Consider the following 14935-nt stretch of genomic DNA (forward strand, 5'->3'; position numbering starts at 1 on the left):
CATTCCGGGCACTGCAGAGAATCACCTTATCCATCTCTCCATTATGCAACGCCCGATTTTTTTTTACTTGTTCACGCACCTGTTCATGCAGCACTCGCATCAACTCCTCGAACACTCCAGCATCACGCCACTGTTTGTAGTGCCAATAAACTGTCGAATAGGGAGGAAAGTCTTTGGGCAAATCTTCTCGGTTGCAGCCATTTTTGAGTTGATAGAGGATGCCATCAAAGATTTCTCGCTTGCTCCAATCGCTCCGTCGGGTTCGCTTTTTCTTGGGTATGATTTCGAGCAACAGGGGTTCAAAGATCTCCCATTCTGCGTCAGTCAGGCTGCTCGAATAGCTCATCGTCACTCGATTGAAAGGGCATCACTCCTTTAATTCTAATTGTAAAGATGTCAAATCAGCTCTATAGGGCATTCTAATTCTGTTTTAGAGCATGTTGGTGATTGGGAACGCATGATTCAATTTGCAAAAGAACTCACAAGAGTTTCGCAAAAACTCTTTGTTCAAACCCCGAACTATTGGTTTCCAATTGAACCTCATTGCATGACCCCATTCTTTCACTGGTTCCCCAAACCAATATAAAATATGGCTGGTTTCACATTTTCAACTGGGGCATTGGGGAAAGGCGACATCAATTGATGAAGCAGTACGAACTGTAGAGAGTGCCCGTCTGTTGAGCAAGGAGATGCTTCAGGAGCTATTTAAGGATGCTTATATTCTGACTGAAAGGTTTTTCTGCTTACCTAAGTCCCTCATCGCCATAAAGAAATAAAACAGTTGCCTAACAATGCAATGAGATCGTCCAACCACAGGGATACAACACTACGGAAATAATGTATCGTCTATTACCGAAAAACCTGCAGCAGGCTTATCAATCAAGGAGCTACAGCAACTTCAACAGCAAATGGATAAATTCTCACTAAACCTGGTTCATGATACGAGAAGTTGATCGTGGGAAAGCATCATAGCAAGGCTACGAGGTGGAGGGATGTTTGTACTCCGTTACCCCTCTAAGAGTAGGTCTAGAGCCGTCCGAAGGATGCCTTAAGAGCTACAAAACAGGTGACAGATCGCGTGCGCCCTCGCGACCAAAGATATATTTCTTATGCCACAGAGGGATGAAAATAGGCTGTCAAATTGTTGAGTATGCAGTGGCATGAATGTAGCGACCCGCTTATCTCGATCAGCTCTACCACGTTACGCTGCAAATCCAAAACCTACTCAGAAGATGGACTCAACGGAGGAGATGAATGGATTCCGCCCCACTCGTTTCAGTGATTATTCCTGCTTACAACGCAGAAGTGTTTATTGCTCAAACGCTTGACTCTGTTCTGGCGCAAACCTATCAAACGTTTGAAATCATTGTGGTAGATGATGGATCACGCGATCGCACCGCCGAGATTGTGCGATCGTATGCTGAACGAGACGATCGCATTCAGCTCGTTCAACAGGCAAATGCAGGAGTTGCAGCTGCTCGGAATCTTGCCATTCAGCATTCACACGGCAAATACATCGCGCCAATTGATGCGGATGATATTTGGTATCCTCGGAAGCTCGAAAAGCAAGTCCAGTGTCTCGAATCGGCTGATGCCTCGGTTGGACTAAGCTATGCTTGGACAGTTTATATCAATGCCCAGGGAGCGATCGTAGCCAGATATCCAGTCGAGCGGTTGGGTAATCCAGAAGGCGACGTGTTAACGACGCTTGTCTTTTCTAACTTCCTCGGTCATGCTAGCAATCCTCTGATTCGTCGAAGCTGCATCGACCATGTGGGTGGTTATAGCCCTCACCTATTAGCACAGGGGGCACAAGGATGTGAAGATTGGGACTTGTATCTCCGGATTGCTGAGCATTACGAATTTCGAGTTGTCTCAGAATACTTAATTGGTTATCGCCATCACGATAGCAGCATGACGACGAACAGTATGACGATGGCGAAGTCCTACCACTTAGTGATGGACGAAATCCAACGGCGGCATCCTGAAATTCCAGTGGCTGTCCACAATTGGGGAAGAAGTGGTTTCTACAACTATTTGCTGGGTGTCAGCTATGGGAGCGGAGATTATCGAACTGCATTGCACTGGCTGCTTCAAGGCGCGATCGCAGATCCAATTTTGCTCCTCCGACCCGGAATTTATCGCGCGCTCTTCCTTGGCTCGCTGAAGCTTTTCGCTCAACCAATCACAACTTTGGTATGGAAGGATCACCGAACCTGGGTACAGTTCAAACGGCAGTTTGAGCGTCAATCTAAACCTTCTCTCGCATCCGACGAAATTGCATCCGACGAAATCCTGGTGATGCTCCCAGAGCGGCGTCGAGGGTTAGTCTGGAAACCCTATGACATTTGGTGTTCGCGACGCTGGCAAACCGTGATGCGACTGAATCAAGAATTAACACGCCAGAAGCAATCTGAGCCTCGCATCAAATCCGGGGTGAATGGATGAGAGGAGTCCAAGTCACTAAAATTTGCTGGTTAAGATGAGCGCGATCGTTTGGAGTGTCATGTCGATCGCAGGAGTATGAAACGGTTCAATAGTCCAAGTTAATAGAGTCCAAGTTAATAGAGTCTAAGTTAAAGAGTTTAAGTTAAAGTACCTGCTGAAACATTGAATGCTTAAAACAATCGAGGCAATCAAAGCGCTCCTCCCTCTTCTAAAGCTTTACCCTTGGGCAATTCCAACCATTGTAGTCCTCGGAATTTTGTCTTCTCTTTCAGAAGGCTTGGGCATTAGTTTATTTATTCCGCTGTTGCAAGGGCTGAATCAACCCAATGCTCAATCGGGGAGCGGAAATGCTTTTCTACAGGTTCTAAATCGCCTCTTTTCGGGAGTGGCACCCGAAAACCGTTTCTTAATTATTTCAGTCTTTATTTTTGGGTTGATTGTCGTAAAGTCTTGTCTGAGCTATGGGAACATGACCATGTTCTCTTGGCTCAACTCACAGATTAGTCATCGACTACGATCAGGCATTTTTCGGCAGCTTTTGAGCGTCAGCTATAGCTATCTAGAGCGCAACGAGTCAGGAAAATTTCTCAACGTCTTAGCTACAGAAACATGGCAGACGAGTCGGGCGTTGAGTGTGTTGGTGGGTTTGATCATTGACCTCTGTACTGTGCTGGTGTTTGCCACGCTGCTGTTGCTGCTCTCCTGGCAGTTAACCGTGATTGTGACCGTTGTGATCGTTCTGATTTCCCTTTTCATTCAAGTGGTGACGCGGCAAGTCAAATCTCTAGGAGATCAGGCGGTGCAGGCCAACAAAGCGCTCCTTGGCCGCATGTGGGAAGGGCTGGGCGGAATGCGTCTAATTCGGGTGTTTGGGCGTGAGCGGTATGAGCAAGGGCGATTTGATGCAGCATCACACCAAGTTCGTCGGGTTTTTTTTCAGCTAGATGTGCTGAGCAACATGGTGGGCCCGATGTCAGAAGTCCTGTCTGCGGCGCTGCTGCTGCTGATTCTGGTCTTTGGACTAAGCAACGCTCAGGCGAGCCTACCCACGTTGCTAACGTTTGTGTTTATTCTGTACCGACTGCAACCCAAGGTCAAACAAATTGACGGGTCACGAGTGGCGTTGCTGAGCCTCATGAGTTCAGTAGAAGAGGTGAACACCATGCTGGCATCTACCGACAAACCTTATATTCGATCGGGTCAGACGCAATTTAGAGGGTTGCAGAGTGCGATCGCGCTCGAATCGGTCGCATTTCACTATCTAGAGTCAGAACAGCCTGCGGTTCAAGATATTTCAATTCGGATTCCAAAAGGGAAAACGACGGCGTTGGTTGGGCCTTCAGGCGCAGGCAAATCAACGTTGATCAACTTGCTGTGTCGATTGTCTGATCCAACTGCCGGAGAAATTTATATCGATCGCACTCCGCTGCGGGAGTTAGATCTCGATTCGTGGCGCAGTCGGATTGCCATTGTCAGTCAAGACATCTATCTGTTTAGCACCACGATTCGCGAAAACATCGCCTATGGGCGATTAGAAGCAACGGATGACGAAGTGATTGCTGCTGCTCAACTCGCGAATGCGCATGACTTCATTGTGCAACTACCCTATGGCTACGAAACCAAGGTTGGCGATCGCGGTATTCGGTTGTCGGGTGGACAGCGGCAACGCCTTGCCTTAGCGCGGGCCATTGTTCGCAATCCAGAGATTCTAATTTTGGATGAAGCGACCAACGCGCTCGACAGTATTGCTGAAGATTTAATTCAAGAAGCCCTCAGAACCTTGAGTCAAAATCGCACCGTCATTGTCATTGCTCATCGACTTTCAACGATCGAGCAGGCAGATCAAATCGTGGTACTGAACGAGGGGCGAGTCGTCGAACAAGGCAATCTTCAGCAGTTGCTTGACCATCGGGGTTTATTTGCCAAACTCTACCAACTGCAATATCGCAATACTCAGGTCTAAGATCTTATGCCTTATCCCATTCACGAGATTGAAGTCACTCATCCGTTACCGACCTTAACGCTGTCTGAGGGCGATACGGGCGTTGCGCTGATTGTCCGTCGGCAGGATCAGCCGATCGGGTTTTTAATGCAGCCTTCAACCAATTGCCAGATCGAGCCAGACACGATCGCTCAATGGATTGCCGAAAAACTGAGCGCTAAACTGCTGCAAGAGGCAATTCGAGACGAATGGGTTGCCCCAATGAATGCTCGATTTCCGTCTTTAACGGTTGCGATTTGCACCAAAGATCGTCCCGATAACGTGGCTCGTTGTCTCAATTCTCTATTGCAATTGCAGTCGCCCGATGCCTTTGAAATTGTGGTGATTGATAATGCGCCGTCTGACGATCGCACTCAAACTCTCGTGGCTGATCTACCCACTGTGCGATATGTGCAAGAGCCAAAACCTGGTCTAAATTTTGCTCGAAATCGTGCGCTCAAAGAAGCTAACACAGAACTTCTAGCGTTTTTAGATGACGATGTTGTCGTCGATCGTCAGTGGCTTAAAGGACTAATGACGGCTTGGGCAGAAAATCCAGATGCGGCGGCGTGTACAGGGCTAGTTCTGCCCTACGAGCTAGAAACCGACGCGCAGATTTTATTTGAACGTCGAGGCGGGTTTGGTCGTGGATTCGAGAAAATTCGCTATGGTCAGGTTTTGCCGAGTAATCCTCTCTATCCTTGTGGGGCAGGTATCTTTGGTGCAGGGTGCAATATGACGTTTCGGCGCGACGTTCTTCTCAAACTAGGCGGATTCGATGATGCCTTAGACACGGGTGCGCCGCTTCCAGGTGGCGGTGATTTAGATATGTTTTATCGCATTATTCGATCGGGCAATGCGTTTGTTTATGAGCCGCAGTATCTCGTTTACCATCAACATCGCCAAGAATACGAAAAGCTGCGTCGTCAATACTGGACGTGGGGGCTAGGTTTCATGGCATTTGTGACGAAGTCCTACCAGAGCGATCGCGCCCAACGAAGTCAGTTTCGTCGGCTTGTGCAGTGGTGGTTTAAAGATCAAGGGAAGCAACTCCTGAAAAGCCTGATGGGTCGTCATTCTCTACCATCAGAGATGATTTTGGCAGAGTTGTGGGGCGGCATTGTTGGCTTGCTAGGAGAGTATGGGCGATCGCAGCAACGCATTGAGCAAATCAGGAGGCAATACTCGTGAACTCGTTTAAGCCTTGGCAGGTTTTGCACCTCGATCTGAGTGAAGAGGTTCCTGAATTGTTCGTTAATTCTGACTATCAGGGGCTTTATCTCGTGGTGTTTTGGGCAAATATTCCGCTCGGTCATCTAGAGCTTGAAATGGCTCAGTTGCCGATGCCAGCCTCGCAATTGACGAACTTGATCTTGCAAACCATTGCGCCTGCGATCGGGTGCCATCTGCTCAAAACGGGCTTTCAAGGAGAATTACCCATTGTCTCGAGCCATCCAGCCCCAGCCGTTTCGCCTGACTTAGCTGATGTGTTGGCGCTAGAGAAACCGCTCAGGTTACTGCGCTCTCAGACCGAAACCCTTCCGACAGACTCTTCCGTTTCGGTGATTGTTTGTACCCGCGATCGCCCCGATGCACTCAAAGAGTGTCTGCGATCGCTGCAATCTCTCAATCCGCCGCCGCTAGAAATCCTAGTCGTAGACAATGCGCCTCGTTCAGACGCGACTTATCAGATCGTTTCTCAGATGCCGAATATTCGCTATGTGAAAGAGCCGCGAGCGGGGTTAAGTGCTGCCCGCAATCGAGGCATCCGCGAAAGTCACGGCAGCATTCTTGCGTTTACTGATGATGATGTGGTAGTGCATCCACAGTGGGCAGCGCGGCTTCAACAGGCATTCTACGAAGCTGACGTCCTGGCAGTGACAGGATTGGTGTTGCCCACTCAACTCGAAACTGAATCGCAAGTCGTCTTTGAAAAAGGCTTTGGAGGATTTGGTCAAGGCTATCGCACCAAGATGTTTGATTCGTCGTTCTTCCAAACGATGAAGCCACGAGGCGTTCCGGTTTGGAAAATAGGCGCAGGCGCGAATATGGCATTTCGTCGCAGCGTCTTTGAGCAGGTGGGTGAGTTTGATGAACGCCTGGGTGCAGGCCGGTCTGGATGCAGCGAAGACTCCGAACTGTGGTATCGCATCTTAGCCGAAGGGGGCTGTTGTCGATATGAGCCAAAGGCGGCAGTGTTTCACACTCACCGTGCTGATCAAGCGAGTCTTAAACAGCAGATGTATCAGTATATGCGAGGACACGTTGCCGCACTTCTGATTCAGTTTGAGCGGTACCAACATTGGGGAAACTTGCGCCGTTTGGGAGTGGCACTGCCTAGATATTACTTGAGAAGAACGCTATCGCGAATTCTAAAACGCAATCAGCCTCCTGCTGAAGTTCTTATGGCAGAGATCAGGGGCTGTTTCGCTGGTGTTAAGTTCTACTTGCAAAATCGTCAACGCAAATTAGAAAGTTTGAATTATGGAGTTGATATCTCTAGAGACAGCATACAAAGTAATTCCTCGGAAAAGCTTTTGCCCATTAGGAACAAACTAAACTCATAGCGAGACGAATGATGTACAAACAGTCCTTACCAGAATTTTTATCTCGGAATCCGTTTCCCAATCCCTTAACTCAAGGATTCTTCTACCGTGAAAAAATGCGGGCAATTCATCGGGTTGCGCCCGACTTGCCGTTTAAAGACATTCTGGAAGTTGGCGGTGGTCAAGGCGGGTTGACGGCATTGCTTTATCCCCGGTCGCACATCACCAATTTAGATTTTGATCCCCAATTTGCCACTGCGCCTTGCAATCAACAGGCGCAAGTTCGCTTTATTTGCGGAGATGCCACCGCTCTGCCGTTTGAGGATCAAACCTTTGACGCCGTAACGATGTTCGATGTGCTGGAACATATTCCAGATCACAAAACTGCGATCGCGGAAGCCTTTCGAGTGTTGCGACCCAATGGGTTTCTTCTGGTCAGCACTCCCAATGAAAACTGGCGCTTCCCTTACTACGCCATCATGAAGCCAATCTGTCCGGCTGAAGCAGACGTAATGGCAGAGTGGGGACACGTCAGACGGGGCTATACCCTAGCCGATTTAGAGCAGTTAATCGAATTGCCTTATCAGAAGGCGGCGACCTTTATCAATCCGATTACGGTTGTGGGGCATGATGTTGCTTTTTCAAAACTACCGAATCGGGTGCGGCGATCGCTTTTCATGGTGCTGAGTCCTGTTATCTGGCTTAGTTACGCGCTGCATCGCCCTGAGTCACAGGGCACGGAAACCGCATCAGCGTGGCAAAAACCAACAGAAACCGGACTGCGAGAAACTGAGAAGCAAGCGTCCTTAGGCACCAGTTAAACCGTGTTTTAACATGTTGCAGCATCCCTGAATGGAAGGTCTGTTCCTAGAACCCTAACTCTACCAACGGTCTGCAATCCAAAATGGTATCAAACCCTTCCCTTCCATCCATTGCGCTCTTACCCTGGGGCGACCTCATTGAGGACTTTCTCGACAGCATTGATGTCTCTTTTGAGGCATTCTGCAACGAGATGACTGGAGGGTGGATGTTTGGCTACGTCGAGGCGCTTAAACGGGTGGGTGTCAGATCGGTCTTGTTTTGCATCTCCAATCGTGTGAATGCACCAGAGCAGTATGTTCACAAACCAACGGGCACTACAATCTGCATTCTTCCGGCTCCCAAGATTCACGCGATGCCGCGTCGGTTGATGCAAAATCCTTACGGATGGACAGTGGAGGACACATTTGGTCAGATCGATCGCTTTCGTCGTCCCGCGTTTCAGTTACTCAAAGATATTACGCCTTACCTGGCAACCCCGCTCTTTGCTCTTGCCCGTGAGTTGAAGCGCGAGAATTGTCGAGTCATTCTGTGTCAAGAATATGAGTATGCTCGATTTGATGCTTGTGTACTTCTAGGGCAACAAATTGGGTTGCGTGTGTTTGCGACGTTTCAGGGCGGTGACTTTCAGCTTAGTCGGCTAGAACGATTCTTTCGATCCGCGACGATTCAGCGATGTGCAGGGCTAATCATCGCTACTGAAACAGAAATTCAGCGAGTTCAGTCTCGCTATGGGGTTCCAGCGTCTAAAGTGGCGCAAATCTTTAACCCGATCGATGTGATGAGTTGGCGATCGCACGATCCTTCGGACAAAGCCAATCGCAATCAGACACGCGCTGCTCTCGGAATCCCGCTTGATGCTCAGGTTGTCGTCTGTCACGGACGCATTGATATTCATCGCAAAGGACTCGACATTCTGATGGCAGCATGGGAGCAAATTTGTCGCGATCGCCCCGATCGGGAGTTGCGGCTCCTCTTAGTCGGCACCGGCAGCGATGCAGAGCAACTCCGCCAACTGATTGCGGCCCAATCCCTGCGCGGCATTCTCTGGATTGATAAATATGTGCGCGATCGCGCCTTGATGCAGCAGTATCTCTCTGCGGCTGATTTATATACCCTGGCTTCTCGACATGAAGGATTTCCGGTTGCCCCAATCGAGGCGATGGCTTGCGGTTTGCCCGTGGTTGTGACCCGCGCTCCTGGTGTTCCTGATATTTTAGGGAGCGAAGAAATGGGCGGATTGATGGTGCCTTGTGATGATGCACCCGCGTTAGCAGACGCGATCGGGCGAGTGTTAGATGATCAGACGTTACGCCTTCGGCTGAGTCAGCAAGCCCGCGATCGGGCAGAACAGTGTTTTTCGTTGAACGCGATCGGTCAACAATTGCATCGGTTTCTCTGGAAAGCGGATTGAAAAATTAACAGCAACGGGTCATTCTGCGATCGATGGTATTCAAGGGAGTCGCTTAGGGATTGGGCGTTTATGGCAGAATTGCAGGTAAAGCGTTAGTCATTAAGGTAACTCCCGATGTTGTCTGAACCGCTCACTCTTAATCTCAGAACTGTCCAGTTTACGGATGAACAGTTCTATCAGCTTTGTATTAGCAACCCCGATTTGCAAGTTGAGCGCACACGTCAAGGAGAACTAATTCTGATGTCCCCCGTAGGTGGCTCTAGTGGTAATCGTGAAATGGAGTTTGGGATTGATTTAGGCAATTGGAATCGCCAAACGAAGCTTGGAAAAGTATTTAGCTCGTCAACGATTTTTAAGTTGCCGGGTGGTGGAGACCGTTCTCCCGATGCGGCTTGGGTAGAGTTGTCGCGGTGGACTGCACTAACGCCAGAGCAACGAGCAAAGTTTCCTCCGATTGCCCCAGACTTCGTTCTGGAGTTACGATCGCGCACTGATTCGTTAGAGTTGCTGCGATCGAAGATGGGGGAGTATCTAGACAGTGGGGTGCGGTTGGGATGGTTGTTTAATCCGCAGGATCAGCAGGTGGAGATTTACAGACAAGGAGAGGCAACGGAAGTACGATCGCTGCCGACGGAGCTATTGGGTGAGGCGGTGTTGCCAGGATTTGTGCTTCAGGTGGAGCGATTTGAGGACTGAAGCAGAAAGATTAGTGCGTAGATGGAGAGGCTGGATTCATAAGAACGATCCTCTGGAGCTTGCAAGCGATCGCACCTTGGATGGGACGATTTAGGTGTTCAGGTTATCGTTCTTTTTCCTCGCTTATGCCTATACTCTAGGACAGAGATGGGTTTTGGCATAGGAAGAATGTCAAAGGGTTCTACTTCTCTTCCATATCAAGAATCAAAGTTTCTCCCCAAAGCCTCAGCATTTCTATTTGATCAAGGAACGTTCCTATTGATTTGGGAATGTTTCTATTTGATCAAGGAATGCTCCTGTTTGAACTGCAATTACTCCTATTTGATCAAGGAACGTTCCTATTTGATTTGGGAATGTTTCTATTTGATCAAGGAACGTTTCTATTTGATCAAGGAACGTTTCTGTTTTAGAGCGCGATCGTTCCTGTTTAATCTAGAAACGTTCCTATTTAATCAGCGATTGCTTTGCAAGCTCCGAAGGATCGCTGCTATTTAATTTAGGAATACTCCTATTTAATTTAGGAATACTCCTATTTGATCAATGATCGCTTTGCAAACTCCGAAGGATCGCTGATGCATTTAAGTCATTACTCCACATCAACGAGCCACCCTTTGTCTATCAACAGTCGCAGATCTATCTCTCGATTCCCTTGTACTCTGTACGTTAGCGCCTTTCACCTCTCTATCCTGCTGCTATGCCTCTCGAACACATTGAAATCTTATCTAGTGAAGAAGTCCGCCGTACCGTTAACCGCCTAGCCTCACAAATTGTCGAACGCTCAGGCGATTTATCTAAACTGGTACTATTGGGAATCTATACCAGGGGTGTCCCCCTAGCAAACGTGCTTGCCGATCAGATCAACTTGCTAGAAAAAATTAGCGTCCCCCTCGGTGCGATCGACATCACGTTTTACCGAGACGACTTAGACACGATTGCCGTGCGAACGCCCGAAAAAACAGACATTCCGTTTGATCTCACCGGAAAAACCGTGGTGTTAGTGGATGATGTGATCTACAAAGGGCGAACCATTCGGGCTGCCTTAGATGCAGTGAACGACTATGGCAGACCAGAAGTGATTCGTTTAGCCGTACTTGTCGATCGCGGACATCGAGAACTGCCCATTCATCCAGACTTCATCGGTAAACAACTCCCCACTGCCAAAGAAGAAATGATTAAAGTGTATCTACAGGCTACAGACGGACGCGACGGCGTTGAACTTGTCAAAGGATAGACCCCTCAGAATCTTATGCTGAATCCATTAATGAGCAGAGCAGATGAAACTCAGAGCAACGCGAACGAAACGCAGTCTCGCAAAGCCGATCACTTGAAAGTCTGCCTCGAAGATGACGTTCAATTTCGAGAAACCACCAGTGGGTTAGAAGCGTATCACTTTACCCACACCTGTCTACCCGAATTGAATCGAGACGAGATCGATATCAGCACGACCTTTTTGAACCGATCTTTAGCCGCCCCGATTCTAATTTCCTCCATGACCGGCGGAACCGAACTTGCCAAGACGATTAATTATCGGTTAGCCGCGATCGCGCAGCAGTACAACTTGGCTATGGGCGTCGGTTCTCAGCGCGTCGCGATTGAGAATCCATCTGTGGCAGACAGTTTTCAGATCCGTGCGATCGCGCCCGATGCGTTGTTATTTGCCAATCTCGGAGCCGTTCAACTCAATTACCGTTACGGCATCGACGAATGTTTCAAAGCTGTCGAACTTCTAGAAGCGGATGCCCTGATTCTGCATCTCAATCCCTTACAAGAAGCCGTTCAAACCGGTGGCGATACAAATTTCCGGGGCCTGCTCGATAAGATCGCGATCGTTTGTGATGTCCTACCGATTCCAGTCATCGCCAAAGAAGTCGGGAATGGCATTTCGGCCGTCATGGCAGACAAACTCATCAGCGCTGGAGTTGCCGCGATCGATGTTGCGGGAGCAGGCGGCACATCATGGGCAAAAGTCGAAGGCGGACGAGCGCAGGACAGCAAACAACGACGATTAGGCGCAACCTTTGCCGATTGGGGCATCCCCACCGCAGACTGCATCACTGAATTGCGGCACACCAATCCTTCCATTCCTCTGATTGCATCCGGCGGCCTGCGAAATGGGTTGGACATTGCCAAAGCGATCGCGCTTGGAGCCGATTTAGCCGGGTTAGCGCTCCCACTCTTGCAAGCTGCCAACGAGTCAGAAGATGCCCTTCACACCTTAGTCGAGATTCTTAAAGCAGAAATCACCACCGTTCTGTTTTGCACCGGAACCGCAAACCTAACGCAACTCAAGCAATCAGACGCATTAACAAAGAGAATGTAGCGATCGGGGAATTATGTTAGAGGGATGAGCGATTAATCAATTACTACTGTAGAATTACTCTTTCAAAAGCGAAATTAGAATTTAACACAGTCCTCTGAAACAACCATTAGCATGAGAAAACATTCAGCCCGTTCTCATTCTGATTAGTTCTTCATCCCTCACTCTTCATCCCTCGTTGATTCTCTATGCGCGACTTCCTCAAACAGATCCTAGCTACCATTCTCGGTCTCTTCATCTTCATGGGCATCAGCGTAGGGAGCCTACTGCTGCTGGTCATCGTGGCATCTGTAACATCGCGAGATTCTGCCCCTACTGTGAAAGACCGCTCAATCGTGGTGTTTGACGTGTCGCAAACCATCACCGATGCGCCTGCAAGCTCCAGCACGCGTGAAGTCTTGAGCGGTGCTCTAGCGGGCAACGACATCGAGGATAACATCGCCCTTAGAACCGTCCTTGATACGATCGAGGCTGCCGCTAAAGATCAGCGCATTACTGGGCTCTATCTCTACGATGGAGATGGTTCGTCTGCGACTGGATTGGCCACGCTCAAAGAAGTCCGAAAAGCCTTGGAGCGGTTCAAAGCGTCTGGCAAGAAGATCTACGCCTACGGGTTGGATTGGAAAGAGCGGGAATATTATTTGGCCTCGATCGCGGATCAGATTGCAGTTAATCCAATCGGAAATCTAGAAATCAATGGGTTTAGCGCGGAAGCTGTCTTTTTTGCCGAAGCGTTGCAGAAGTACGGAGTCGGCGTTCAAGTGACGCGCGTCGGAAAGTACAAATCGGCAGTCGAGCCGTTTTTACGCGCTAACCGCAGTCCTGCCGATCGCGAACAGACGCAACGGTGGCTCAACGATCTGTGGGGCGACTTCATTACCACAACGAGCAGATCTCGCAATCTAAAACCAGCGCAACTTCAGAATATTGTCGACAGTGCTGGGTTTTTGACCGCCACACAAGCGCGCGATCGCAAACTCGTCGATCGGATCATGTATGCCGACGAGATGAGCGCCCAACTCAAACAGTTAACAGGCGAAGACTCCGAGAACAAATCCTTTCGCCAAATGGACTTAAAGAGCTATGCGCGGGTGGTAGAAGAGAAGAAAACGAAAAAAGGAGATCAGATCGCCATCGTTTATGTAGACGGTCAAATTGTCAACGGGCAGGGCAGCACGGGCAATGCAGGCGGAGATCGCATTGCCCGTCAACTGCGAGATTTGCGCTTAGATGACGATGTGAAAGCGGTCGTGTTGCGCGTCAATAGTCCGGGCGGCAGTGCCACCGCATCCGATGTGATTCAGCGAGAGGTGATTCTCACCCGCAAGGCAAAACCGCTTGTGGTTTCGATGGGCAATTTAGCTGCGTCTGGAGGCTATTGGATTTCGACCTATAGCGATCGCATCTATGCGGAACCGAATACGATCACGGGATCGATTGGCGTGTTTGGGCAGGCGCTCAATGTGCAAAAGCTGGCAAACCAAAATGGGGTGACGTGGGATTCGGTGAAAACGGGACGCTTTGCCGATACTCAAACGATTTCCCGTCCCAAAACTCCCGAAGAGCTAAATGTAATTCAGTCGTCGGTGAATCAAATTTACGATCAGTTTCTTACCAAAGTCTCCCAGTCTCGCAAGCTCGACAAAGCGAAAGTGGCAGACATTGCGCAAGGGCGGGTGTGGTCTGGTGTGAAAGCAAAGTCGCTGGGCTTGGTCGATGAGTTGGGAGGCATGGAAGATGCAATTCGGGATGCGGCAAAACGAGCTAAGTTAGACAATTGGCGGGTGGAAGAGTATCCAAAATCTCGCACATTTGAAGAGCAACTGTTGAAGCGCTTGGTCGGTTCGAGTCTTAGAAGTGGCGCGCCGAAAGTAGATGATCCGTTCGCACAAACTGTTGAAACATTTCAGCAGAATCTTAAATCGCTGCGATCGATGAATGATCCGCAGAATGTCTATCTCCGGCTTCCGGTCGATTTTGAGATTAAGTAGTGTTTCTATCGACCGCTAGAGCATTCCGTTAAATGCTGTGAGCGATGGTGATGAAACCATTAAATATCGCGGAAAATCTCTATCCCTAATTCTGTACAGATTCCGGTTAGAGGTTTATCCCACGGATCGATCGCCAATTCATTCACAATTGCATAATCAAACACAACGCTGATCGCAAGCTTATTTGCCCAGTCTGAACGACTAAACAGACGATCATAATAGCCGCCGCCATAGCCGAGACGAAAGCCTCTGCGATCGCACCCCACACACGGAACCAAAATCAAGTCCACCTCTTGAGCGCTCAAGCTGGGAGCATCTGCAGGAGGTTCTAGGATGCCATACGCTCCCTTGTTTAGCGGCATATCGGGTGAATAGCGATGCCACTCAAGAGACTGACCAACCGTGCGGGGAAACCCCCAAGACTTAGACCGAAGTGACGCTGTTAACGAACTCAAATCTGGCTCTCGTCTGAAACTAAAATAAGACAGGATCACGTTTGCCTGTCGAGTCAAATTTGATTCTTCTAAATGTTTACAAATTTGTTGACTTTTATCATTCCATTCCTGTTGAGAAATTAGCTTGCGTTGCTCAATCAATTGTTTTCTTAATTTTGACTTCTCCATGTGTCTTATCTTTATAGTTACTACATTTTACGACTGCTTAAAATCTCTCTTTCGCCTGTATTGCTAATCTCCTGGGAGTATGTATGATGACAGTATCCGG

Annotated in this window: 13 protein-coding genes; 11 read left to right on the plus strand and 2 right to left on the minus strand. The window is 48.9% G+C overall.

What is annotated here, in order from left to right; all coding sequences use genetic code 11:
• On the minus strand, nucleotides 1–346 hold a 346-nt coding region (locus tag AC5I6P_RS10940; protein WP_495693790.1), incomplete at its 3' end, for a transposase.
• A gap of 908 nt (nucleotides 347–1254) precedes the next feature.
• On the opposite strand from AC5I6P_RS10940, the gene AC5I6P_RS10945 reads away from it, so the two are divergent.
• From AC5I6P_RS10945 to sppA, 11 genes are all read left to right on the plus strand, one after another.
• Entirely contained in the window at nucleotides 1255–2448 is a 1194-nt protein-coding gene (locus tag AC5I6P_RS10945; protein WP_495693791.1) for a glycosyltransferase family 2 protein, read from the plus strand.
• A gap of 166 nt (nucleotides 2449–2614) precedes the next feature.
• On the plus strand, nucleotides 2615–4411 hold the full coding sequence (locus AC5I6P_RS10950; protein ID WP_495693792.1) for an ABC transporter ATP-binding protein: 1797 nt from the start codon (nucleotides 2615–2617) through the stop codon (nucleotides 4409–4411).
• A gap of 6 nt (nucleotides 4412–4417) precedes the next feature.
• Nucleotides 4418–5620 carry a glycosyltransferase family 2 protein gene (locus AC5I6P_RS10955; RefSeq protein WP_495693793.1) on the plus strand — a complete coding sequence of 401 codons (1203 nt, stop codon included), beginning with the start codon at nucleotides 4418–4420 and terminating at the stop codon, nucleotides 5618–5620.
• Nucleotides 5617–6996 (plus strand): glycosyltransferase family 2 protein, encoded by a 1380-nt coding sequence (locus AC5I6P_RS10960; protein WP_495693794.1) that lies wholly within the window; start codon nucleotides 5617–5619, stop codon nucleotides 6994–6996. The genes AC5I6P_RS10955 and AC5I6P_RS10960 overlap by 4 nt, the downstream gene beginning before the upstream one ends.
• Before the next feature lie 8 nt (nucleotides 6997–7004).
• Complete coding sequence (locus AC5I6P_RS10965; protein ID WP_495693795.1) at nucleotides 7005–7796, plus strand: class I SAM-dependent methyltransferase; 792 nt, start codon at nucleotides 7005–7007, stop codon at nucleotides 7794–7796.
• A gap of 83 nt (nucleotides 7797–7879) precedes the next feature.
• A complete protein-coding gene (locus AC5I6P_RS10970) occupies nucleotides 7880–9208 on the plus strand; it encodes a glycosyltransferase family 4 protein (RefSeq protein ID WP_495693796.1) in 1329 nt (442 codons plus the stop codon).
• Nucleotides 9209–9322: 114 nt separating this feature from the next.
• Nucleotides 9323–9904: a Uma2 family endonuclease gene (locus AC5I6P_RS10975; RefSeq protein WP_495693797.1), complete on the plus strand. Its 582-nt coding sequence runs from the start codon at nucleotides 9323–9325 to the stop codon at nucleotides 9902–9904.
• 269 nt (nucleotides 9905–10173) lie between these two features.
• Entirely contained in the window at nucleotides 10174–10314 is a 141-nt protein-coding gene (locus AC5I6P_RS10980) for a hypothetical protein (protein WP_495693798.1), read from the plus strand.
• A gap of 284 nt (nucleotides 10315–10598) precedes the next feature.
• Nucleotides 10599–11135, plus strand: coding sequence for a bifunctional pyr operon transcriptional regulator/uracil phosphoribosyltransferase PyrR (gene pyrR, locus AC5I6P_RS10985; protein ID WP_495693799.1), 537 nt, complete (start codon nucleotides 10599–10601; stop codon nucleotides 11133–11135).
• A 15-nt stretch (nucleotides 11136–11150) separates the two neighbouring features.
• Nucleotides 11151–12224, plus strand: coding sequence for a type 2 isopentenyl-diphosphate Delta-isomerase (gene fni / locus AC5I6P_RS10990; protein WP_495693800.1), 1074 nt, complete (start codon nucleotides 11151–11153; stop codon nucleotides 12222–12224).
• Between the two features lie 185 nt (nucleotides 12225–12409).
• Nucleotides 12410–14212: a signal peptide peptidase SppA gene (gene sppA, locus AC5I6P_RS10995; RefSeq protein WP_495693801.1), complete on the plus strand. Its 1803-nt coding sequence runs from the start codon at nucleotides 12410–12412 to the stop codon at nucleotides 14210–14212.
• 59 nt (nucleotides 14213–14271) lie between these two features.
• On the opposite strand, the gene AC5I6P_RS11000 is transcribed toward sppA, so the two are convergent.
• Nucleotides 14272–14835: a 5-formyltetrahydrofolate cyclo-ligase gene (locus AC5I6P_RS11000; RefSeq protein WP_495693802.1), complete on the minus strand. Its 564-nt coding sequence runs from the start codon at nucleotides 14833–14835 to the stop codon at nucleotides 14272–14274.
• Between the last annotated feature and the right edge of the window lie 100 nt (nucleotides 14836–14935).

Source organism: Myxacorys sp. (genome assembly GCF_059501405.1).

What these genes read in the sequence shown, in the direction of transcription:
- pyrR (WP_495693799.1), top strand. Translation starts at nt 10,599, where the DNA reads ATGCCTCTCGAACACATTGAAATCTTATCTAGTGAAGAAGTCCGCCGT.
- sppA (WP_495693801.1), top strand. Translation starts at nt 12,410, where the DNA reads ATGCGCGACTTCCTCAAACAGATCCTAGCTACCATTCTCGGTCTCTTC.
- AC5I6P_RS10975 (WP_495693797.1), top strand. Translation starts at nt 9,323, where the DNA reads ATGTTGTCTGAACCGCTCACTCTTAATCTCAGAACTGTCCAGTTTACG.
- fni (WP_495693800.1), top strand. Translation starts at nt 11,151, where the DNA reads ATGCTGAATCCATTAATGAGCAGAGCAGATGAAACTCAGAGCAACGCG.
- AC5I6P_RS10965 (WP_495693795.1), top strand. Translation starts at nt 7,005, where the DNA reads ATGATGTACAAACAGTCCTTACCAGAATTTTTATCTCGGAATCCGTTT.
- AC5I6P_RS10955 (WP_495693793.1), top strand. Translation starts at nt 4,418, where the DNA reads ATGCCTTATCCCATTCACGAGATTGAAGTCACTCATCCGTTACCGACC.
- AC5I6P_RS10970 (WP_495693796.1), top strand. Translation starts at nt 7,880, where the DNA reads ATGGTATCAAACCCTTCCCTTCCATCCATTGCGCTCTTACCCTGGGGC.
- AC5I6P_RS10945 (WP_495693791.1), top strand. Translation starts at nt 1,255, where the DNA reads ATGGATTCCGCCCCACTCGTTTCAGTGATTATTCCTGCTTACAACGCA.
- AC5I6P_RS10980 (WP_495693798.1), top strand. Translation starts at nt 10,174, where the DNA reads ATGTTTCTATTTGATCAAGGAATGCTCCTGTTTGAACTGCAATTACTC.
- AC5I6P_RS10950 (WP_495693792.1), top strand. Translation starts at nt 2,615, where the DNA reads ATGCTTAAAACAATCGAGGCAATCAAAGCGCTCCTCCCTCTTCTAAAG.
- AC5I6P_RS11000 (WP_495693802.1), bottom strand. Translation starts at nt 14,835, where the DNA reads ATGGAGAAGTCAAAATTAAGAAAACAATTGATTGAGCAACGCAAGCTA.